At 29.9% G+C, this 18,430-nt stretch carries 17 protein-coding genes and 3 pseudogenes; 5 read left to right on the top strand and 15 right to left on the bottom strand.

Annotation, left to right across the window (positions count from 1 at the left end):
- The 3 genes and pseudogenes from AC1RYN_RS08110 to lptB form a co-directional block, all read left to right on the top strand.
- Window positions 1–381: pseudogene (locus AC1RYN_RS08110) on the top strand (twin-arginine translocase subunit TatC); the annotation flags it as partial.
- On the top strand, window positions 374–724 hold the full coding sequence (locus AC1RYN_RS08105) for a carboxymuconolactone decarboxylase family protein (protein ID WP_481806561.1): 351 nt from the start codon (window positions 374–376) through the stop codon (window positions 722–724). The pseudogene AC1RYN_RS08110 and the gene AC1RYN_RS08105, both read left to right, overlap by 8 nt.
- 165 nt (window positions 725–889) lie before the next feature.
- The gene (lptB, locus tag AC1RYN_RS08100; protein ID WP_481806560.1) at window positions 890–1,624 is read left to right on the top strand and encodes an LPS export ABC transporter ATP-binding protein; all 735 of its coding nucleotides are present in this window, start codon (window positions 890–892) and stop codon (window positions 1,622–1,624) included.
- A 102-nt stretch (window positions 1,625–1,726) separates the two neighbouring features.
- Here lptB and AC1RYN_RS08095 read toward each other — a convergent pair whose 3' ends face one another.
- A complete protein-coding gene (locus AC1RYN_RS08095) occupies window positions 1,727–2,584 on the bottom strand; it encodes a glycoside hydrolase family 25 protein (RefSeq protein WP_481806559.1) in 858 nt (285 codons plus the stop codon).
- Between the two features lie 12 nt (window positions 2,585–2,596).
- Window positions 2,597–3,313 carry a CDP-alcohol phosphatidyltransferase family protein gene (locus AC1RYN_RS08090; protein WP_481806558.1) on the bottom strand — a complete coding sequence of 239 codons (717 nt, stop codon included), beginning with the start codon at window positions 3,311–3,313 and terminating at the stop codon, window positions 2,597–2,599.
- Between the two features lie 189 nt (window positions 3,314–3,502).
- On the opposite strand from AC1RYN_RS08090, the gene AC1RYN_RS08085 reads away from it, so the two are divergent.
- Window positions 3,503–4,573 carry a putative type IX sorting system protein PorV2 gene (locus AC1RYN_RS08085; RefSeq protein ID WP_481806557.1) on the top strand — a complete coding sequence of 357 codons (1,071 nt, stop codon included), beginning with the start codon at window positions 3,503–3,505 and terminating at the stop codon, window positions 4,571–4,573.
- A gap of 43 nt (window positions 4,574–4,616) precedes the next feature.
- Window positions 4,617–5,756 (top strand): lipoprotein N-acyltransferase Lnb domain-containing protein, encoded by a 1,140-nt coding sequence (locus AC1RYN_RS08080; RefSeq protein WP_481806556.1) that lies wholly within the window; start codon window positions 4,617–4,619, stop codon window positions 5,754–5,756.
- Window positions 5,757–5,760: 4 nt separating this feature from the next.
- Here the strand turns inward: AC1RYN_RS08080 and AC1RYN_RS08075 are convergent.
- The 13 genes and pseudogenes from AC1RYN_RS08075 to AC1RYN_RS08015 form a co-directional block, all read right to left on the bottom strand.
- Window positions 5,761–7,156 (bottom strand): annotated as a pseudogene (locus AC1RYN_RS08075) (exopolysaccharide biosynthesis polyprenyl glycosylphosphotransferase).
- A gap of 91 nt (window positions 7,157–7,247) precedes the next feature.
- The gene (locus tag AC1RYN_RS08070) at window positions 7,248–8,606 is read right to left on the bottom strand and encodes an O-antigen ligase family protein (RefSeq protein ID WP_481806555.1); all 1,359 of its coding nucleotides are present in this window, start codon (window positions 8,604–8,606) and stop codon (window positions 7,248–7,250) included.
- Between the two features lie 3 nt (window positions 8,607–8,609).
- Window positions 8,610–9,710 (bottom strand): glycosyltransferase, encoded by a 1,101-nt coding sequence (locus AC1RYN_RS08065; protein ID WP_481806554.1) that lies wholly within the window; start codon window positions 9,708–9,710, stop codon window positions 8,610–8,612.
- Window positions 9,707–10,834: a glycosyltransferase gene (locus tag AC1RYN_RS08060; protein ID WP_481806553.1), complete on the bottom strand. Its 1,128-nt coding sequence runs from the start codon at window positions 10,832–10,834 to the stop codon at window positions 9,707–9,709. The genes AC1RYN_RS08065 and AC1RYN_RS08060 overlap by 4 nt, the downstream gene beginning before the upstream one ends.
- A 2-nt stretch (window positions 10,835–10,836) precedes the next feature.
- Window positions 10,837–11,841: a hypothetical protein gene (locus AC1RYN_RS08055; RefSeq protein WP_481806552.1), complete on the bottom strand. Its 1,005-nt coding sequence runs from the start codon at window positions 11,839–11,841 to the stop codon at window positions 10,837–10,839.
- A gap of 26 nt (window positions 11,842–11,867) precedes the next feature.
- Complete coding sequence (locus AC1RYN_RS08050; RefSeq protein ID WP_481806551.1) at window positions 11,868–12,506, bottom strand: glycosyltransferase family 2 protein; 639 nt, start codon at window positions 12,504–12,506, stop codon at window positions 11,868–11,870.
- A complete protein-coding gene (locus AC1RYN_RS08045) occupies window positions 12,494–12,880 on the bottom strand; it encodes a glycosyltransferase family 2 protein (RefSeq protein ID WP_481806550.1) in 387 nt (128 codons plus the stop codon). The genes AC1RYN_RS08050 and AC1RYN_RS08045 overlap by 13 nt, the downstream gene beginning before the upstream one ends.
- The gene (locus AC1RYN_RS08040) at window positions 12,877–14,418 is read right to left on the bottom strand and encodes a glycosyltransferase family 2 protein (RefSeq protein ID WP_481806549.1); all 1,542 of its coding nucleotides are present in this window, start codon (window positions 14,416–14,418) and stop codon (window positions 12,877–12,879) included. The genes AC1RYN_RS08045 and AC1RYN_RS08040 overlap by 4 nt, the downstream gene beginning before the upstream one ends.
- Window positions 14,415–15,566 (bottom strand): glycosyltransferase family 4 protein, encoded by a 1,152-nt coding sequence (locus AC1RYN_RS08035; protein WP_481806548.1) that lies wholly within the window; start codon window positions 15,564–15,566, stop codon window positions 14,415–14,417. Before AC1RYN_RS08035 ends, AC1RYN_RS08040 begins: the two co-directional genes overlap by 4 nt.
- A gap of 22 nt (window positions 15,567–15,588) precedes the next feature.
- Window positions 15,589–15,732: a hypothetical protein gene (locus AC1RYN_RS08030; RefSeq protein ID WP_481806547.1), complete on the bottom strand. Its 144-nt coding sequence runs from the start codon at window positions 15,730–15,732 to the stop codon at window positions 15,589–15,591.
- Window positions 15,733–15,784: 52 nt separating this feature from the next.
- Window positions 15,785–15,973, bottom strand: a complete 189-nt coding sequence (locus tag AC1RYN_RS08025) for a hypothetical protein (protein WP_481806546.1) — start codon at window positions 15,971–15,973, stop codon at window positions 15,785–15,787.
- 473 nt (window positions 15,974–16,446) lie between these two features.
- Window positions 16,447–17,883 (bottom strand): annotated as a pseudogene (locus AC1RYN_RS08020) (MBOAT family O-acyltransferase).
- A 127-nt stretch (window positions 17,884–18,010) separates the two neighbouring features.
- Window positions 18,011–18,223, bottom strand: coding sequence for a glycosyltransferase (locus tag AC1RYN_RS08015; RefSeq protein ID WP_481806562.1), 213 nt, complete (start codon window positions 18,221–18,223; stop codon window positions 18,011–18,013).
- Window positions 18,224–18,430: the final 207 nt, after the last annotated feature.

Below are 18,430 nucleotides of genomic sequence, written 5' to 3'. Positions count from 1 at the left end.
AAGGTTAATACATGCTCCTGTTGTTAGGAGGAGCAGCACCTACTTCGTAGCAACTTTTACGGTAAGTGATATTGTGAAAAATCAATTTACATTAGAATCATATATGGGAATGGTAAAAACAAGTATTCTGGCTGGTGGACTATTCTTTGAACTACCAATTGTTATTTATTTTCTTACCAAATTAGGACTAGTTACTCCTCGTTTTTTAAAAAATGCTGGAAATATGCTGTAATTATAATTCTAATCGTAGCCGCTATTGTTACCCCACCAGATGTTGTGAGCCAGACAATCGTAGCAGTACCAATGTTACTAATATATGAATTGAGTATCTTTATTTCAGTACTTGTATACAAAAACCAAAACAAAGAATTAAATGTCTGATATCATTCAAGAATTTAACGACTATCGTTCTAAAATGAACGAAAAATTATTAGCCGATAACAACAAAATTGTAAAGCGAATTTTCAATTTGGACACCAATGCCTATGTAGCTGGCGCGCTTGATGTTAAAACAAAAGAACTTCTAGGTTTAGTTGCATCAGCCGTTTTACGTTGTGACGATTGTGTAAAATACCATCTTGAAACCAGCTTTAAAGAAGGTGTTACCAAAGAAGAAATGATGGAAGCTATGGGAATCGCAACCTTAGTTGGCGGCACAATCGTAGTGCCTCATTTGCGAAGAGCATACGAATTTTGGGAAGCATTAGAAGAAACGGCTAATTAGGAAATTTGACAATTAATCAATTAGATAATTTTAACTCAAAATGTTAATTTACTTAATTGATTGATTATTTTACTTTTAATTTGTCCTTTCTAAACTATTTATAAATTGAATTGGGTTAATTTTTTAATTATCTCATTTTCAAATTTTCACATTATCTAATTAAAAATGAAGCTAAGAGCCGATAATTTAATCAAAACCTACAAAGGCCGTAGTGTAGTAAAAGGTATTTCTGTTGAGGTAAACCAAGGAGAAATAGTTGGTCTTTTAGGACCAAATGGTGCTGGTAAAACTACTTCTTTTTATATGATTGTAGGATTGGTAAAACCAAATTCGGGAAATATTTATCTTGATGACTTAAATATTACCGATTTTCCTATGTACAAAAGAGCACAACACGGAATTGGTTATTTGGCTCAAGCATCTGTTTTTAGAAAATTAAGCATCGAAGATAATATCTTAAGCGTACTACAATTAACTAGTTTGTCTAAAGCAGAACAAGAAGCTAAAATGGAAAGCCTAATTGAAGAATTTAGCTTAGAACACATTCGTACTAACCGAGGAATACTTTCAGGAGGTGAGCGCCGACGTACCGAAATCGCACGAGCTCTTGCTACTGATCCTAAATTTATCTTACTAGATGAGCCTTTTGCAGGAGTTGACCCTGTTGCCGTAGAGGACATCCAGCGAATTGTAGCGCAATTAAAAAATAAAAATATCGGAATCCTAATTACCGACCATAACGTACAAGAAACTCTTGCCATTACTGATAAAACGTATTTAATGTTTGAGGGAGGGATCCTAAAAGCAGGTGTACCTGAAGAATTAGTAGAAGACGAAATGGTACGTCGTGTATATTTAGGTCAAAATTTCGAACTTCGTAAGAAGAAATTGGAATTTTAAAAAAGTATTCCGTTTTTAATATCAAATATTCAATCGCAGTATTCAGTTCTAAAAAGCTCGAATACTGCGATTTTTTATTGAGGTTAACTTTAGACTAATTACTTAATCAACTGTTATAAACTGTAATTGCTGTAAATCGCCATTGTAGATATTCACATCAACAGTATGTTTTATTCCTGGTACCGTTGCTTTTTCTGTAAATTGCCAAAACAGCCAATCTTCTTCCATTTTTTCTCGATAAAAATTATAATTGGCTATCCAAAAAAGATAATCACTAAATTCTTCTTTCAAGAAATCATCATAATACCTTTCTCCTGTGTAAATTATTGGCCGCACTTTATAGTGTACCTCTACTTTATTCAACCATCTTTTTAGCCCTTTTTTCAAACTATCTAATGATTGATTTTTAGGTAATCTTTCAATATCCAAAACTGGAGGTAAATCGCCTTTTTCTAAAATTACCGTTTTAATAAAGAGATCAGCTTGCTCAATCGAATTTTCATTTGGGCGATAATAATGATATGCTCCACGAATCATTTTATTTTCTTTAGCTCCTATCCAGTTGCGTTTAAACTGAAAATCTTTTCTATCTTTCCCAACTGTTGCTCTAATAAATACAAAATCTATAGGATACTTTTGCTCTAATGTATCGACATAAGACCAACTAATTTTTCCTTGATATTCAGACACATCCAATCCGATAGATTTGCCTTTATGATTTGCTAGAACCTGAAAATTCCTAACATCAGAAAGACGCTTATCTTCGATTTCTTTTTCGAGAACTTTATCTGTTTTAAAACTGAAGTAATACGCTAAACCATTACGATAATGATAAATAGCTCCTAGAAAAAGACCAATTATAATTGAAATTACAAGAAATCTAAAAACCTTACCTATAGAGCTCGTTGGTTTAGATTTCCGATTTGAAGTCTGCTTTCTTTTGGTGACTTTTCTTTTCATTCAATAAAAAAACTACTTTTTCAGAAACTTATTGTTTATAACAGACAACATGATGTAAGTAATAATTACCAATGGAATCCCTAGATATTTAAAGAAAACTAACAACAAAACAGACAATGATAAAAAGCCTACTTGCAGAACATTATCTTTTAAATTGAATTTTTTAAACTTTAAAGAAAACAAAGGAATTTCCGCATTCAATATATAAGCACTGAACAATGCTATCGCTAATAAAATCCATTGGTTTGTTAAAATCTCAAGAATCATCAATGAATCTGAATATTTCAGAACTAAAGGTAAACTCAAGATAAATAATGCATTTGCTGGAGTTGGCAAACCAATAAAGGAGTCTGTCTGACGCGTATCGATATTAAAATTTGCTAAACGATAACAAGAACCTAGAGTTACAATGAACCCTAAGAACGGAGTAAACTCAGCACCTATAATATTGTGTGCATTTGAACTACTAACAAACAGACTATACATAACGTAACCTGGTACTACTCCACTTGTCACCATATCAGCCAATGAATCCAATTGCAACCCTAATGGGCTGGACACTTTAAATAATCTAGCAAAAAAGCCATCAAAAAAATCAAAAAATATTCCTAAACAAACAAAATAGAAAGCCATTTCATAATCTAATTTAGAAACAAAAACAACTGCTATACAGCCACAGAAAAGATTAATTAATGTAATAGCGTTAGGAACGTGTTTTTTAATATTCATTGCAAATATATTTTAAGTATGATAAACGACAAATTTACTATAATAACTGAATGAGATGTACGTTTTTATTAGAGTTTTTTAAACAAAAGTGAGACTTTAGCATTATTTACCCGAAGGAATAAATAAGCTCGGTAAAAAATTATATTTTTGATAAAAATTAAACAGACTTCGGTTTATAAAAATTAGCTCTTGAGGAAAATTTTATTGTTTTTACTGCTTTGTGTTTACACAGCCAATTACAGCCAAACGGTTCGGAAATACTCTAATGAGTTTATGAACATTGGTGTCGATGCCGCAGCACTTGCCATGTCGAGTGCAGTTGTTGCATCTACTAATGATGTAAATTCGGTTTATTGGAATCCTGCCGGACTTGCCAATCTCGAGGACCACCAAGTTGCTTTGATGCATGCTAATTATTTTGCCAATATCGCACAATATGATTATATTGGGTACGCTAGTCCAATAGATGACCGAAGTGCTTGGGGAATTTCATTAATCCGTTTTGGTGTAGATGATATTTTGAACACTACTGAACTGATAGACAGTCAAGGAAATATTGACTACAATCGAATTAGTCTTTTTTCGACTGCCGATTATGGTTTTACCTTTTCATACGCAAGAAAATTACCTGTTCCTGGATTTCAATATGGAGTAAATGCTAAAGTTATACGACGTATTATCGGGAAATTTGCCAACTCATGGGGTTTCGGATTTGATTTAGGAGTACAATTTGAAAAAAATGACTGGCATTTTGGTTTAATGTTGCGTGATATCACAACGACTTATAATGTTTGGAATATTGACGAGAAAGAATACAAAAAAATTTCTAATGCTATTCCGGGAGAAAATCAGGACTTACCTGAAAGCACCGAAATTACATTACCTAAAGCACAATTAGGCGTAGCAAAGAAGTTTATAATCAGATACGATTATAGTATTTTGGTTGCTACAAATATGAATATGCGTTTTGAGAGAACAAAAGACATAATTTCTAGTAACTTTGTAAGTATTGATCCTGCATTAGGTTTGGAATTTGGTTACACTAACCTTGTTTTTTTGAGAGCTGGAGTTGGAAATTTTCAAAACGTAACACAATTAGATAATTCTGAAAAAGTAGGTTTCCAACCTAATATTGGTCTTGGTTTTAAATATAAAGGCATTCAAATTGATTATGCTTTAACAGATTTAGGAAATCAAAGTGTTGCCTTATATTCTAACATATTTTCGCTTAAAGTAGATTTAGGCGTATTTAGGAAATAAAATATATCAAAAGGGTATTGATAATTCATTAAAAAAAATATTTATGAAAACGTATTCATCAAAAAAAGCATTCTTGTTATTATTATTTTTTGCGTTTATCAACAATAGTTTTGGACAAAGTATTTTATTATCTAAAGATTCTAAAGCTAGCGTTTTGACTTGCGGGACCGGTAATGAACCCTACTCTCTTTTTGGCCACACAGCTATTAGAATAAAGGATTCTATTAATGCTCTTGATGTAGTATATAATTATGGTACTTTCGATTTCAGAACGCCAAACTTTGTTGCTAAATTCACAAAAGGTGACTTACAATATTATGCTACCGCAAATTCCTATCTCGATTTTATTAATGAATACAACCACACAAAACGTAGTGTCTATGAACAGGAATTAAATATTTCTGATAATTTAAAGCAAAAATTATTTGATAATTTAAATGCGACATTACTATCTGAAGACAGGTATTATACATACAAGTTTATCGACAAGAACTGTACTTCCATGGTGGTTGATATTCTTAACAAATCATTAAACGGTACCATAATTACAAAAAAAGGAGATACCGATAAAACTTACCGAACGATTCTTTACCCTTATTTTGATGGACATTTTTATGAAAAACTTGGTATCAGTATCATTTTTGGAAAAAAAGTAGATGAGCTTGGGACAAAAATATTTTTACCTTTTGAACTAAAAAACAGCTTAAACAAAACAACTTTTCAAAATCACTCTTTAGTTAAACAGAACAAAACTATTCTATCTTTTGATAAAGAACCAAATCATTCTTGGTGGAATAATTGGTATACTTACATTATTGTATTAGCATTTATCATCTTCATAAATAAAAGAAGTGTTGATAAAATTTATCTTTTAATAATGGGATTATTGGGACTCTTTTTTGTCTTTGTTGGTTTTTATTCCTTGCACAAAGAATTAGAATACAATTACAACATCCTATTATTTAGCCCTTTCTTATTAATTCTTTTGATTCTTAATCTCATGAAAAATAAAAAATGGACTTATCGTTTCTCACTAATTCATATAATTTCGCTAATCACTTACGGATTATTTATGATTAATAAGGCTTCATTCTTAATCGTTTTACCTTTGATTATAACTAGTGGAGTTGTTCTAGTACGCATAGCGATCAAGAATAAGAAACCAATTCCTATTATCATATAATTATTTATTGTCCTCTATAAAATAAAACTGTCGTAATAGTTTTAAAAGTGATACTCATATCAAGAAAGATACTTCTGTGTTTAATATAATACAAATCATATTGTAGTTTTATTAAGCTTTCCTCTATTGATTCTCCATAGGAATAATTTACCTGTGCCCATCCTGTTAAGCCTGGTTTTATAATATGTCTTGTTTCATAAAATGGCATAACCTGAGCAATCTCTTTTACAAAAAAAGGGCGTTCTGGTCGCGGTCCTATAACTGCCATATCCCCTTTTATAACGTTGATAAACTGAGGTAGCTCATCTATTCTAGATTTACGCATCATTTTCCCAAAAGGGGTCACACGAGCATCATTTGTAGCTGCAAAAGCGACACCTTTTGGTTCCGAATTCTTTACCATTGTTCGAAATTTATATATTTTGAAAACCGCTCCGTCTTTTCCTATCCTTTCTTGGGTATAAAAAAGTTTCCCTCTGTTACCTATACAGTTTCCTATAAAAATAAACGGTATTAAAAGCAACCCCGTCAAAAGACCAAACAAAGAAAAAACAAACTCAAAAAAACGCACAATCACTAGATATAACTTATTGTTATTGCTGCGACTAAAAGGAAAAAAACGATAAAAATCTCTTGCTATATACTGCACAGGAATACGTTGCGTCTTACTTTCGTAAACTTGGGTATATTCCCTGATTATTTTACCCGACTCCAGTAAATGTAATAGTTGCTGATATAAATCAGCAGTAATCCCGTCTGTCTTTTGCGATGCTATAACAATTTCAGAAACTCCTTTTTCGAGAAACAAATTCTTCAAGCTCTTCTTTTTTGACTTCTTTTACATACTGATATTCAATCGGGTTCTTATTTAAAGAATCTAAATTTACAAATCCAATGATTTTATAGTTTGGATCAACATTCTCTAATCCCAAAACTAACTCTTCTAATTGATCTTGATCACATATTAAAACTACATTCTGAAAGAAACGATGTGAGGCAAGGAAATAAACATAAAAGAAACGCCAAAATAAAATAACAAAAAGTATAGCAAAATAAAAGATAACTATCGAAATCCTCTGTTTAGGTAATTCCGGAGATAAAACTGGAGTTAATAAATAAACCAGAACTGTAGTCGAAACAGTAATAACAGTACTTTTGAGAATTTGAAATTGATTACTAGCTACTTGTAAGTTGTACATTTCAAAAATGGATCCAAAAATATTGAGATATATTACTAATACAATTGCTCCACGATAATTAGCATTTAAAACATTAAAGTAATGATAATCAAATACCTGACTTAAAAGATGCAAAGCACCCAAAACAAAAAAAGAATCAAAAAATCGAAGAATGACTTTTCGTTCTGATATTTCAAAATGGATTTTATTATTTTGGGGCATTTAAATTGTATCAGTTAAGTTGTATTATTAAATTTGGGGAAATTCAAAATTACTAGAACAAATGTATTATAAAATTAATAGTTAGTGGTTATTAATCAGGAATAGTATTTGTTTTTATATGATTATCCGCTTTATTCTTAATTACACTAATCAAAGTTAATGCATATACAAATGCGGGTGCGGCAATTCGCATTGCAGCATGATTAATTGTTAAAATCCAAAAAACATAAAATGATAGAAAATACAAATTACTTCGATTAATATAATACAATACAAAAGGCATTATAAAAAGTATTAGCAGTCCTACTATTCCGAGCAATCCATGTTCACTTATCATACGTGTAATTTCATTATGAGAGGCCACATCTACTCCAAAAGCCTTTTTCCTATACTCTTTTCCCAACCCTGCCCCAACTCCTAGTATTGGATTATCAAAAAAGGTTTTAAGTTCAACCTCAATAATAGCTTCTCTGCCTCCTAATCTATCTTTTTTCACTCTCCCTGTAGCATCTTGATTAGCATAACGCTTTTCTATTAATCCAGAAGTCTGCACAGAAGTATATGTCCAAATTCCTATTCCCATAATAGCAGTAATAACAAATACCATAGCTAGCTTTCCTTTTACTTCACTACTTGAATGAAAATATAACAACAATAACAATATAGCAATCATAGCCACTCCAGTAATTACTCCTCCTCTCGAAAAGGTTACAATTGCTCGATAGCTGATAACTAAAAGTAATATTCCGTTTAAAATCAACATTTTTTTTGATTTCGAAAAGAGAATTAATTGAGTAAAAAAGACAAACATTCCTAATCCTAATATCGTAGAAACTTGATTAGGCCCGAATCCTCCCGAAGTCTCAAAGTTAGACTGAGTACCTGTAACCACACTTTGCACACTAGGATTATACAAAAACAAATAAGCAGTAGTTGATACAATTGGCAAGCCCATTGCAAGAACGATATTCTGTAATTCTGAGAAACTAATCTTTCTATTAAATGTATATATTGCACAAAAGGCTAAACAGAAAGGCCCTGATAAATTAAAGAATAAAGCCTTTTTTACATCTACTGATAAAATATCTGTAGTAGCAGTTACCAAAATACTAGGAATTAATAATATCAAGAAAAACCAATATACAAAGGAGCTAATTGTAAAACTGCTGTAAATCATACCCAACAGCATAAAAAAAATGACACTTAACTTAATATACTCATTATTTAAATTCCCCCCCGTCATTCTTAAGAAAACCTCAACTCCTACCAAATATGCAGCAATCAAAAGCACTTCATTATTTTTATTTTTTGTTTTCAAAACAAAAAGCAATCCGAAAATTGGAATAATAAGTGCGTAAATCTTAGATAAAAATGGCATCACAAAAATTGCCAAAGCAATTAAAGCATGAATCAAAAGAATATTACCATAAGATAATAGATTGTTTTTCATTAATTAGATATGTTTTGAAGGAATAAAATTAATCAAATAATTTAACCATGAAATATAATCTCTTACAATCGATTCTTGACTGTAATTCAAATTCACAATTTTATTTAATTCCAATCCCATTTCGATTCTTGATTTTTCATTCCTAATTAATTTTTGAATAGATTGTGAAAATTGATTTATATTATTTGATTCAATAATTAACCCTTCTTTTTCTGAAATAATGATAGTAGAAATTTCCCCAACATTTGTTGCCACAACTGGTAACTTATACAATCCGTATTCTAAGATTGCCAACGGAAGTCCTTCTGAGATAGAAGGCAATACAGCTATATTACATTGTTCTAATACTGAAGCAACATTATTCACTGCTCCGTAAAAAAAAATATTTTTATCTAATTCTAAATCTCTAACCAACTTCTTAAGCTTTTTAGAATGATCATCTAAAAAATCTTTCCCAAATAAATGAAAAGTCCAATCTGGGTATTCATTTCTAATTATATTGGCTGCTTTAATTAATAATTCATGATTTTTTTGTGGACGTAAATTTGCTACGCAAACAATTCTTTTTCCTTCTTCCCCATTTAATGATACCTCTTTATTTAAATTAGTTATTTCATCAACAAAATTTGGAAAATAAATAACATTTTTACAATACAAATAAGATTCTGCCCAATCTTTCAAGGCTGTATTTACCGCTATGCTCCCTTTAAAAAAAAGAGAACCAAATTTTAATGCTACGTTTTTTCTTGACTTTAAATCCTGAGAAATACCATAATGGTCATGCCAAATTATTTTTATTTTTGGCAAAGTCGACTTTACTAAAACTGCTATAAAAAAAGAAGAACTATGTGCATGAATCACATTTACTTTGTTGTTTTTCAAATACATACGCATTAGAAAAACGGCTTTAAAATCTATTATTTTCTTTTTATTCAAGAATAAATACGAAACTTTCTCATCTATTTGGCTTAACAGTAATCCTTCTTTCCGAGAAGCGATTAAACCAGAAAATTCTATTTTTTCAGATAATGCATTAGCATAATTTAATGCCATGCGTTCTGCCCCTCCTACTTCTAAAGAATCTATAATTTGTACAATCCTCATTTTACTAAAAGCATTTTAATTTCAGTTTCAAAAACATCTATAGTATAATTTTGAGACCATTCAGCAGCTAATTTACTTTTAGTAAAAAAGATTTTTTCATCTTTAAGTATTTCGCTTAATTGAGTTTCATCTTTCTCTAAGTCCATTTCCAATATAATCCCTCTATTACCATAATCTAGCATCAAAGGGACGCAAGAAATTTTACTGGCAACCGGAATACACCCCCAAAACATTCCTTCGGCAACTGCTTTTGGCCAACCTTCACTTTTAGAAGGCAAGATTACAAAATGTTTTTTTTGATATGCTTTTTTTACTGTTTCCTGATTTTGATTTCCCTGCAAAACAATATACTCTCCGAGTTGATTATTTTGAATATACTCTTCTAAAATACCCCGCTCAATTCCTTCTCCATATAAATCTAAAGTTGCTTTATATCCTTTTTCTATTAATTTCTGAACTAATTTTATAGCATAAATTGGATTTTTACCAACAACTAAACTACCAACAAAAAGAAAGGCTATAGATTCATTAAAATCTGGCTTGTGAATAATTTCTTTTTCGGTTTCAGAATAAGTAGCAGTAAAAAAAGGTATAGTATTTTTAGATTGATTTTCCCATTCTCCATAAACCAAAACTTGCATATTTCGGGTTAAGAAAGTGTTGTTCAAAATATACTTTTGTAATTTATATGTCCATGGTTGCTTACTCATTGGGTCCCAATTACCTGCATATTTAGCTGTTTTTTGTTTATTTGGGAAGAATGTTTGAATAAAGCAACCTAATAAACCAATGTTTCCCGGGCAACGTAAATGAATATGTTCTGCGTCTTTCATTGCCAAAAATATTTGCCAAGAAAGTACTGGTAATTTAAAAAATGAAATTAAACTATTTTTAAAATTGGTAAAATTAATATTGGAGACTTTTCTAAAATCTATTTTGCCATGTTTGTATGCAAGATCAATTATAGTTGGTTCATGTTTTAAAAATGGCCCTACAACAATTACTTCATCCACATATTTTAACCAAATATTCATCTCACGTACGTAAGGTGCATAACCAAAATATTGATCTTTATTTTGACTATGAGTAACATGAGTTATAATAACAAACCTAATTAATTTCAATGCTAAATATCCTTTTTAGTGATAGACAAAATTCTTTGAATATAGTTTTTGGGATGTAAATAAATTTCGCTCCACATCAAATTATCTTCACCCATTTTTAAATATTTTTTTCCGTCTAACAAATATTCAATTTTTTCAGGTAATTCTAAATACGAACTACGATTACAAAGTTTTTCATAATTTATATGCTCATTAAAATTATCTAAATCAATATTAAGTGGAGTTGTTATAACTGCTTTCCCGAACAACAAATACTCTCCAATTTTCCAACCCGGAGTATCTTTAAGTCCATCGTCAGCAATACAAATATTATAATTATTTAACATGTTCAAATAATTATTTTTATTAGAATGTTTAGAATCTAGCAATAAATCAGGAGCCAGCTCACCAGTCAATTTATCTGCAAACAAACCAACTGAAGCATTTTTAAATGTTTTTTTTAGTAGGCGACAAGCATTAATTCTAAATTCATTTTGACTCCTTCTACGTTCTTTCTCATCTTCATCATTATGATTATCTGGATCCCATAATCTAGTATGAAAAATTATATTCCCCCCATAATCACGTATTTCTTTAGGATATCTTTTTATATCTAAAACCTCATGTGACGAATTTGTAAACAATGAAAATCTATCCATTGCTCTTATAACTTCAGTCCTATTACTTTTATTAAATAACAAATCTGATTTTAGATTCATTAATAATAAATGGCTTTTATATGCCATTGGAACATTAAAGTTTAAAGGGTAGATATTTTTAGTCCGATTTTCTACACGAAGAGATCTTTTAAAATAATAATCATATAGCTCAGCTGAATCTATAAATTTTGGTCCATCAGAATAATCAAAAAAAATACTTTCCCCATCAATATACAATATTGCTCCACCATATTTTATACTTTCATTTATGACTATGTTAACTTTTATTTTTTCTTTTTTACAAAAATAAAAATAAGCATAAATAAGTTGATTTAAATGGTGTGTCCAAATTGATAACTCTAATTTCATAAATTATTGCTTCTATAAATTTATTTCTAAATAATATTATTAGAATCAGACAAAACGGGCTTATTAAAAAATAAACTCCACCATCCAATCATCCGACCTATTCCCTCTGTCAAAGCTTCTTTTTTATTATTAGAAGTAATAACATTACTAAATCTAATTAATGTCAAAAGTATGGTAATAGAGTGCCATTTAAAAAAATCTTTAAAACTTGGTATTGGATTTTTCACGTGCCACACATACCAACCATTTCTAACTACCATTTTCCCATATCGATATTGATTAGGTCTTCCGGATTTAGCATGAAAATGTTCCAATTTAGCCGCAGTGTTTAAATAAAGTTTTCCGGTTTTTGCTACCCTAAGTGTAAAATCAGCATCTTCATACAAACCATATCCCTCAAAATAAGTAGAAAATGAAAGCTTCTCAAAAACTGATTTTCTAAAAGAGGAAACGCCTCCCATTAATTGTTCTACTTGATATATTTTATCGCTTGGCGGCAAAAAACCTACACTTCTTCCATGCAGAAAAGGATAAAGAACAGGAATACAATCACTATCCAGATGCAATTTTTTTCGTAAAACAAAACGACTTCCGTCTTTACGTTTCCATCCGTCAAAATAAAACTCATTTATAGAAGCCTTATAATCCTTATTTACTTTTTCCATTTTGTTTCGTTTATAATATACCCCCCAACTCCCAAAGCTTCAGGATGTTTTTTATAGGTCTCCAATAAATTTTCAAAATAATCTGATTCTAAAACGGTATCATCATCCAAAAAACAAACAATTTCAATAGCATCATTTACTTTATTAATTCCAAAATTTCTTTGTTTGGTAAGCCCACGATTTTTATCATCAGCTAAGAAATATTTTAAATTTATAAATAGATTTTCATTTAAAATATTCTCTGTTTTATTATTTGTAGATCCATCAATAATTAAAATTTCGTCAGGATACAAAGTTTGTCTCTGAACCGATTGCAACAAGGTCAACAATGATTCAGCTCGCATATAAGTACAAATAATTAATGCAAAATTCATGACTTACGTATTAATTCGTTAGCCCAATACAAACTTTTTTTCCATTCTTTATTAAATTTCACAAAATATTTTAATGGATTATTGACATTTTGAATTTTATAATATTTAAAGAACAAGATAGTTTTAAAACCATTAATTTGCTCTAAATTGTGATTATTGAGTTTTAAAACCATAATTGTAGGTGAAGGTTTTGGCTGTATCGATTCTCCATCCCAAACAAAAGTTGGTTTTATCCTAAATCCTCCCATTGGAGCTTTAAGGTGTATTATTGAGATTTCAGGAAAATATAATACATCTGCGCCTTTATTTCGCAACTGCAAACCAAAATCTGTATCTTCTCCATAACCAAATTCTAAACTTTCACTAAAGCTAACTTCTTTTAACAATTCTGACTTTAAAAAACTATTACCTGAGCCAAAATTCCCAGATTGGCTAATTATTTTATTCATTAATTTCTCGTTGGGTTGTAAATATGATGCTGACAAAACTAAAATTCCATACTGTTCGATACTCTTAAATACATTTTCTATTAAACTTCTATCAAATCGATTATCATCATCATTAAAAAATACCCACTCACTTTCTACCTGATTAAGAGCAACATTTCTTGCATTACAAGCTCCTGTTTGATGTGTAAAAGTATGCTTAATAACAAATGGCCAATCTTCTGAAGTTAAATAGTCTAACTCTGAAACACTTCCTATTAAAGGATTCTGCTCTACAATTATTACATTTTTAGGCAAATGGGTTTGTTGGGACAAATCTTTTAAAACATTAAATAAATATTCTTTTCTTCCAATCGTTGGAATAATAACATCTATAGTCCCTGAATTAATTACCTTAAGTGAAGAACTAACTTTAATCGAATCTAGATTAATGCTGTTATCATTTCTATTCTTATAAGTAAAGCTACATAGTAAAGCTAAAAGGGGAAATTTAAATTCGTAAATCATTAAATTCAGAAATAGCAAAAATATCCATCGTGTTCTATAATGCTGTTTTACAAATCTAAAAAGAATCAGATTAGAAGATTTCGAAATCAAACGAATTTCGGTTTCTAGCAACAATTTTGGTTCTGAATAACACAATAACCCTAAAGGCATACATACCTTAGCTATTGAATTTAAATAGTAATCAAAATTAGAATCTGCTTTTATTTTTTTATTAATCTCTAATAGTATGGTCGCATCAACCACTCCTACCGAACTACTCATTTGCCAAGTTGGATAACTTACCTTTCTATTAACTTTAATAAAAGGAGATTCATCAACATAACCAATTTTTCGACCTAGAAAACCATCTTCATTTGGGCTATAAGACATCATCATTTTATTATGATGAAACAAATTATCTATAAATTCCAAATTAAGAAACTGTTCGTAATTTTCATTACACCAAACTATTTTTGAAAGCGGAAATTGAAAAGCCAACTCCATTAAACTAGATGCAATAGTATTGTTTTCATTAAAAGATAAAGTCTCATTTCTTTCCGAAATAATTCTTGTAATCTTATTGTCTAAATGATATACTACTATCAAGATTTAAAAATTAATGATTTATAAAACTCAATATTATCTTTCGCTACTTTATCTGTGTCAAAAAACTCTTTAACTCTATTTCTTGCATTTCTTCCCATTTCGTTTCCTAGACTGGAATCATCCAAAAGTTTTACTATTCGAGATGCAAACAATTCATGATTTTTTGGACTTACTAAAAAACCACTTTCACCATCAATAATCATTTCATTTGCCCAACCAATATCTGATGCTACAATAGGCTTTTCCATAGCCATGGCTTCTAACCAAGATACAGGAAACGCCTCTGCAAAAGAAGGAAACACACACACAATTGCTTCTTCAATTTTCTCTTTTATTTCATTATAAGAAACACTCCCGATGTACTCAACATTTCTAATTGCTTTGTCAGTAAACAACTCTTGCATCATTTTCCAAGTTGAAGAATTTCCTGAAATAATATCTGAAACATCTTTACCTACTAAAATTAATCTAGCATTAGGATTATTTTCTATTACTTTATTAAAAATCAATGATAATTCGAGAAGTCCTTTCTTACGAATTAAACTCCCAAAATATAATATGGTTTTCTCCTTCTGAGGATTTTCATTATTAGTCTGAAATAAATTAGCCTCAATAGAATTGGGAATAATTGTAAATTCTTTATTTAAACCAAAAATCACATTTGTTTTATCTGCAGTAAACTGACTCACTGACAACAATCTATCTGCATTTTGTAATGCCCTTTTTTCATGAAACTTATTGATCCATTTTACTGGACGATTATCTAAATGACAAAAATATGTATCTGAACCATGTAATCGTATAATAATCGGGCAATTATCAGGCTTGATAAAAGATGAAATACCAGTCCAGTCTGGTACTTCCACTAGATCAATTTCTTTATCTAAAAATAATTGATCTATTATCTTTTCTAATTTTTTTCTTGTCAAGAACCATGACAATCCTTTTAGTTTTACATTTTTAATTTGTTGTACAAAAATCCCATTATCATCAAAAGTAACATCTTCTTTTTGACCATAGACAAGGACTCTAACAGAAACACCTTGTTTTAAAAGCCCAATTGCTAAATTTTTGATACTGGTACCTATACCCCCAGAATTACCTGTTTTAGGATGTGGGTATTCTGGAGTCAAAAATGCTATTTTCATTTTTATTTATTAATTAAATCTTTTAATATTCTGGCTGTAAACATTCTTGCCCAGTATCGTTCATATGCCCGCAAGATGAGAAATATTTATCCTCCTTTACTACATTTTCATAATTATAAATTTCTGGATATGCTTTTTTCACCTTATCAAAGTAATTAGTTCCCACTACATTTTCACACGTTGGGGTCATTACTGTAATCAAATTGATATTATTAGTCTTACATAAACTTTATTTCTTCGTAATACTTATTATGTGGTAAAGGATTTAAATTGACAATATTATTTTTCATGTTTCCGTTTTTATGTTTTACCAACGGATAATATCCTAAATAGTCTAAAGCATTGGTTTTTTCGCCTATTAGTGTTTTATAAACTTCTCTAAATCCAATTTCAGAATCATATTTCACATATCTATAAAAAGGGATATAATATAATTCATTAAAATTTTCTTCATCAGAAAAATGTTTTTTTATGACTTCTGAATTATGAATATATGGTCAAACTTTGTCGAAACTCCTTCTGATTCCTGGTTATTACGAAAGATTCAGATCTGCTTCAAGAATTATGTTTTTAATTGTATATTTTCTTTCAATCATTAATTTCAGTAGCAATGAAGTCTCAAATAAATGTCCTCCACTCATCCCATAATTAAAGGTTTTTAATCCTTTATCTTCAAATAGCTGTGAAACAAAATGATTATTAGCCCTTGAAGACCCTAATATTATAACATCATACTTCTGAGCTTTGGAGTCAATACTGTTTCTATCTTACCCCTATTTCTTAGATTGCATGAAAACATAGGTAAAAGTCAAGTCTAAAACTCCCGCAATCAAAATAATTATGATTAGGATCTTAACTGTATAAACTAAAAACTTCTTCATTAAAATTGAAAATATATAAATTCTTTATAATCCGAGAAAGTTCCAAAAACCATAATAGTAGCTATTGCCAAAGTTAATTTCAACATGCTTCTTTTTCCTGAAAGTGGTTCTATTTTATTGCGGTTATTCCATTCTATTAAAACGAATAGACCAATCATAAGTATCAATTCATAATTATATCGCTCATTCGATAAAAAATTGAAAACTAAAGTCTTTGTTAGTAATGATACTCTTTAAATACAAAACTGCATCTGTTATTGTTTTTGATCTAAAAAACACCCAAGCAATACAAGAAGTCAACGAAAAAGTATATAAAATATTCATTATAACTTTTACTGAATCAAAATTGTATTTTAACTGAATCGCATCTATATTATTCCTATTACTATTTGATAAAAGTAATGGCAGAAAATAAACAGCATTAATAAATCCCCAAGCTACGTATGTCCAATTAGCTCCATGCCAAAACCCACTAACAACAAAAATGATAAACGTATTCCTGATTTTCATCCAAATACCTCCTTTACTCCCGCCTAGAGGAATATAGAGATAATCACGGAACCAAGACGAAAGCGAAATATGCCAACGACGCCAAAACTCGGCTATGTCTCGTGAGAAATACGGGTAATTAAAATTTCGTAATAAATCTAATCCAAACAATTTTGAAACCCCTAATGCAATATCTGAATATCCTGAAAAGTCTCCATAAATTTGGAATGCAAAATAAATTGCTCCCAAAATAAGAGAGAAAGAATTCATCGAAGTATAATTGTCAAAAATGGCATTAGCATAAGTCTCACAAGTATCTGCAATGACAACTTTTTTAACCAAACCCCAAATAATTTGGTAAATACCTCTTTCGCCATTTCAAAATTAAACTCACGTTTTACTTTTTCTTGCGGCAATAGATGTGTTGCTCTTTCGATTGGTCCTGCAACCAAAAGTGGAAAGTAACTTACAAACAATGAATAATCTACAAAGTTGTATTCGGCTTTTATTCTTTTATAATAAATATCAATTACATATGATAATCCATGAAAAGTGTAGAATGAAATTCCGACAGGAAGAATTACATCCAATAAAATTGGACTTGCCTGAATTCCAACTGTGTTTAATAGTTCTGCAAAAGAAGCTGAAAAGAAGTTATAATATTTAAAAACTCCTAAGAATCCTAAATTGACTATAATACTAAGCCAAAACCAAAATTTCCGACTTCTTTCAGTTTTTCCTTTTTCGATTTGAATTCCCGTATAATAATCCGGAAATGTGAGAAAAAACCAATAAAAAAAGGAATCTCCAATCCCAACAAGAATAAAAATAGTAGCTCGCAATAATCAATAAAGCATTTTGAGTACTTTTTGTTTTATTAAAAACAAACCAATATAGAAAAAAACGATTGGTAAGAAAACAGCAAATGCTAAGGAATTAAAAAACATTTATGTATTTATGAAATTTTAAATTTAATTTATTTACTACGTAAGTAGTCTAAAATGATTTTCTACCATTTTCGGCAAAGAAAAGGAATTGGCAATTAATTCCCTTGTATTAACAGATATCTTTTTGTCACCTTAAAAAAACATCTTCAAGGATTACAGCTAGAGCTTGTGTATTTTTTGCTTGAAAAATATATCCATTTTCTCCTGAAATGATGACTTCAGTATTCCCTCCTACATTAGTTGTAATTACAGGAACATTTGCTGCAAGGCTTTCTAAAATAGATAAACTAAAACATTCCATATGAGTGGGCTGCAACATATAATCATATTGAGAAAAAATTTCATTTAGATTTGCTTGGTTTCCTTTAAAGACAAAACTTTTTTCTAAAGAATATTTTTTGAATTAACTGGATTAATTGATTTTTATATGGCCCATCTCCATAAATAGTTATCTTAATTTCATTTTTAATTTCAAGAGGAAGAAGATTACATTACTTTGTACGCCTCCCTAACAACAGGAGCATGTATTAACCTTAGCAATACGTAA

Source organism: Flavobacterium sp. TC780 (assembly GCF_056783245.1).
Note: the sequence above shows the minus strand (reverse complement) of the source record. Positions and strands in the feature narration are given on the sequence as shown.

Excerpts from the sequence above, each read along its gene's own strand:
- AC1RYN_RS08105 (WP_481806561.1), top strand. The coding sequence starts at position 374 with ATGTCTGATATCATTCAAGAATTTAACGACTATCGTTCTAAAATGAAC.
- lptB (WP_481806560.1), top strand. The coding sequence starts at position 890 with ATGAAGCTAAGAGCCGATAATTTAATCAAAACCTACAAAGGCCGTAGT.
- AC1RYN_RS08095 (WP_481806559.1), bottom strand. The coding sequence starts at position 2,584 with ATGAAAAGAAAAGTCACCAAAAGAAAGCAGACTTCAAATCGGAAATCT.
- AC1RYN_RS08090 (WP_481806558.1), bottom strand. The coding sequence starts at position 3,313 with ATGAATATTAAAAAACACGTTCCTAACGCTATTACATTAATTAATCTT.
- AC1RYN_RS08080 (WP_481806556.1), top strand. The coding sequence starts at position 4,617 with ATGAAAACGTATTCATCAAAAAAAGCATTCTTGTTATTATTATTTTTT.
- AC1RYN_RS08070 (WP_481806555.1), bottom strand. The coding sequence starts at position 8,606 with ATGAAAAACAATCTATTATCTTATGGTAATATTCTTTTGATTCATGCT.
- AC1RYN_RS08065 (WP_481806554.1), bottom strand. The coding sequence starts at position 9,710 with ATGAGGATTGTACAAATTATAGATTCTTTAGAAGTAGGAGGGGCAGAA.
- AC1RYN_RS08055 (WP_481806552.1), bottom strand. The coding sequence starts at position 11,841 with ATGAAATTAGAGTTATCAATTTGGACACACCATTTAAATCAACTTATT.
- AC1RYN_RS08050 (WP_481806551.1), bottom strand. The coding sequence starts at position 12,506 with ATGGAAAAAGTAAATAAGGATTATAAGGCTTCTATAAATGAGTTTTAT.
- AC1RYN_RS08045 (WP_481806550.1), bottom strand. The coding sequence starts at position 12,880 with ATGAATTTTGCATTAATTATTTGTACTTATATGCGAGCTGAATCATTG.
- AC1RYN_RS08035 (WP_481806548.1), bottom strand. The coding sequence starts at position 15,566 with ATGAAAATAGCATTTTTGACTCCAGAATACCCACATCCTAAAACAGGT.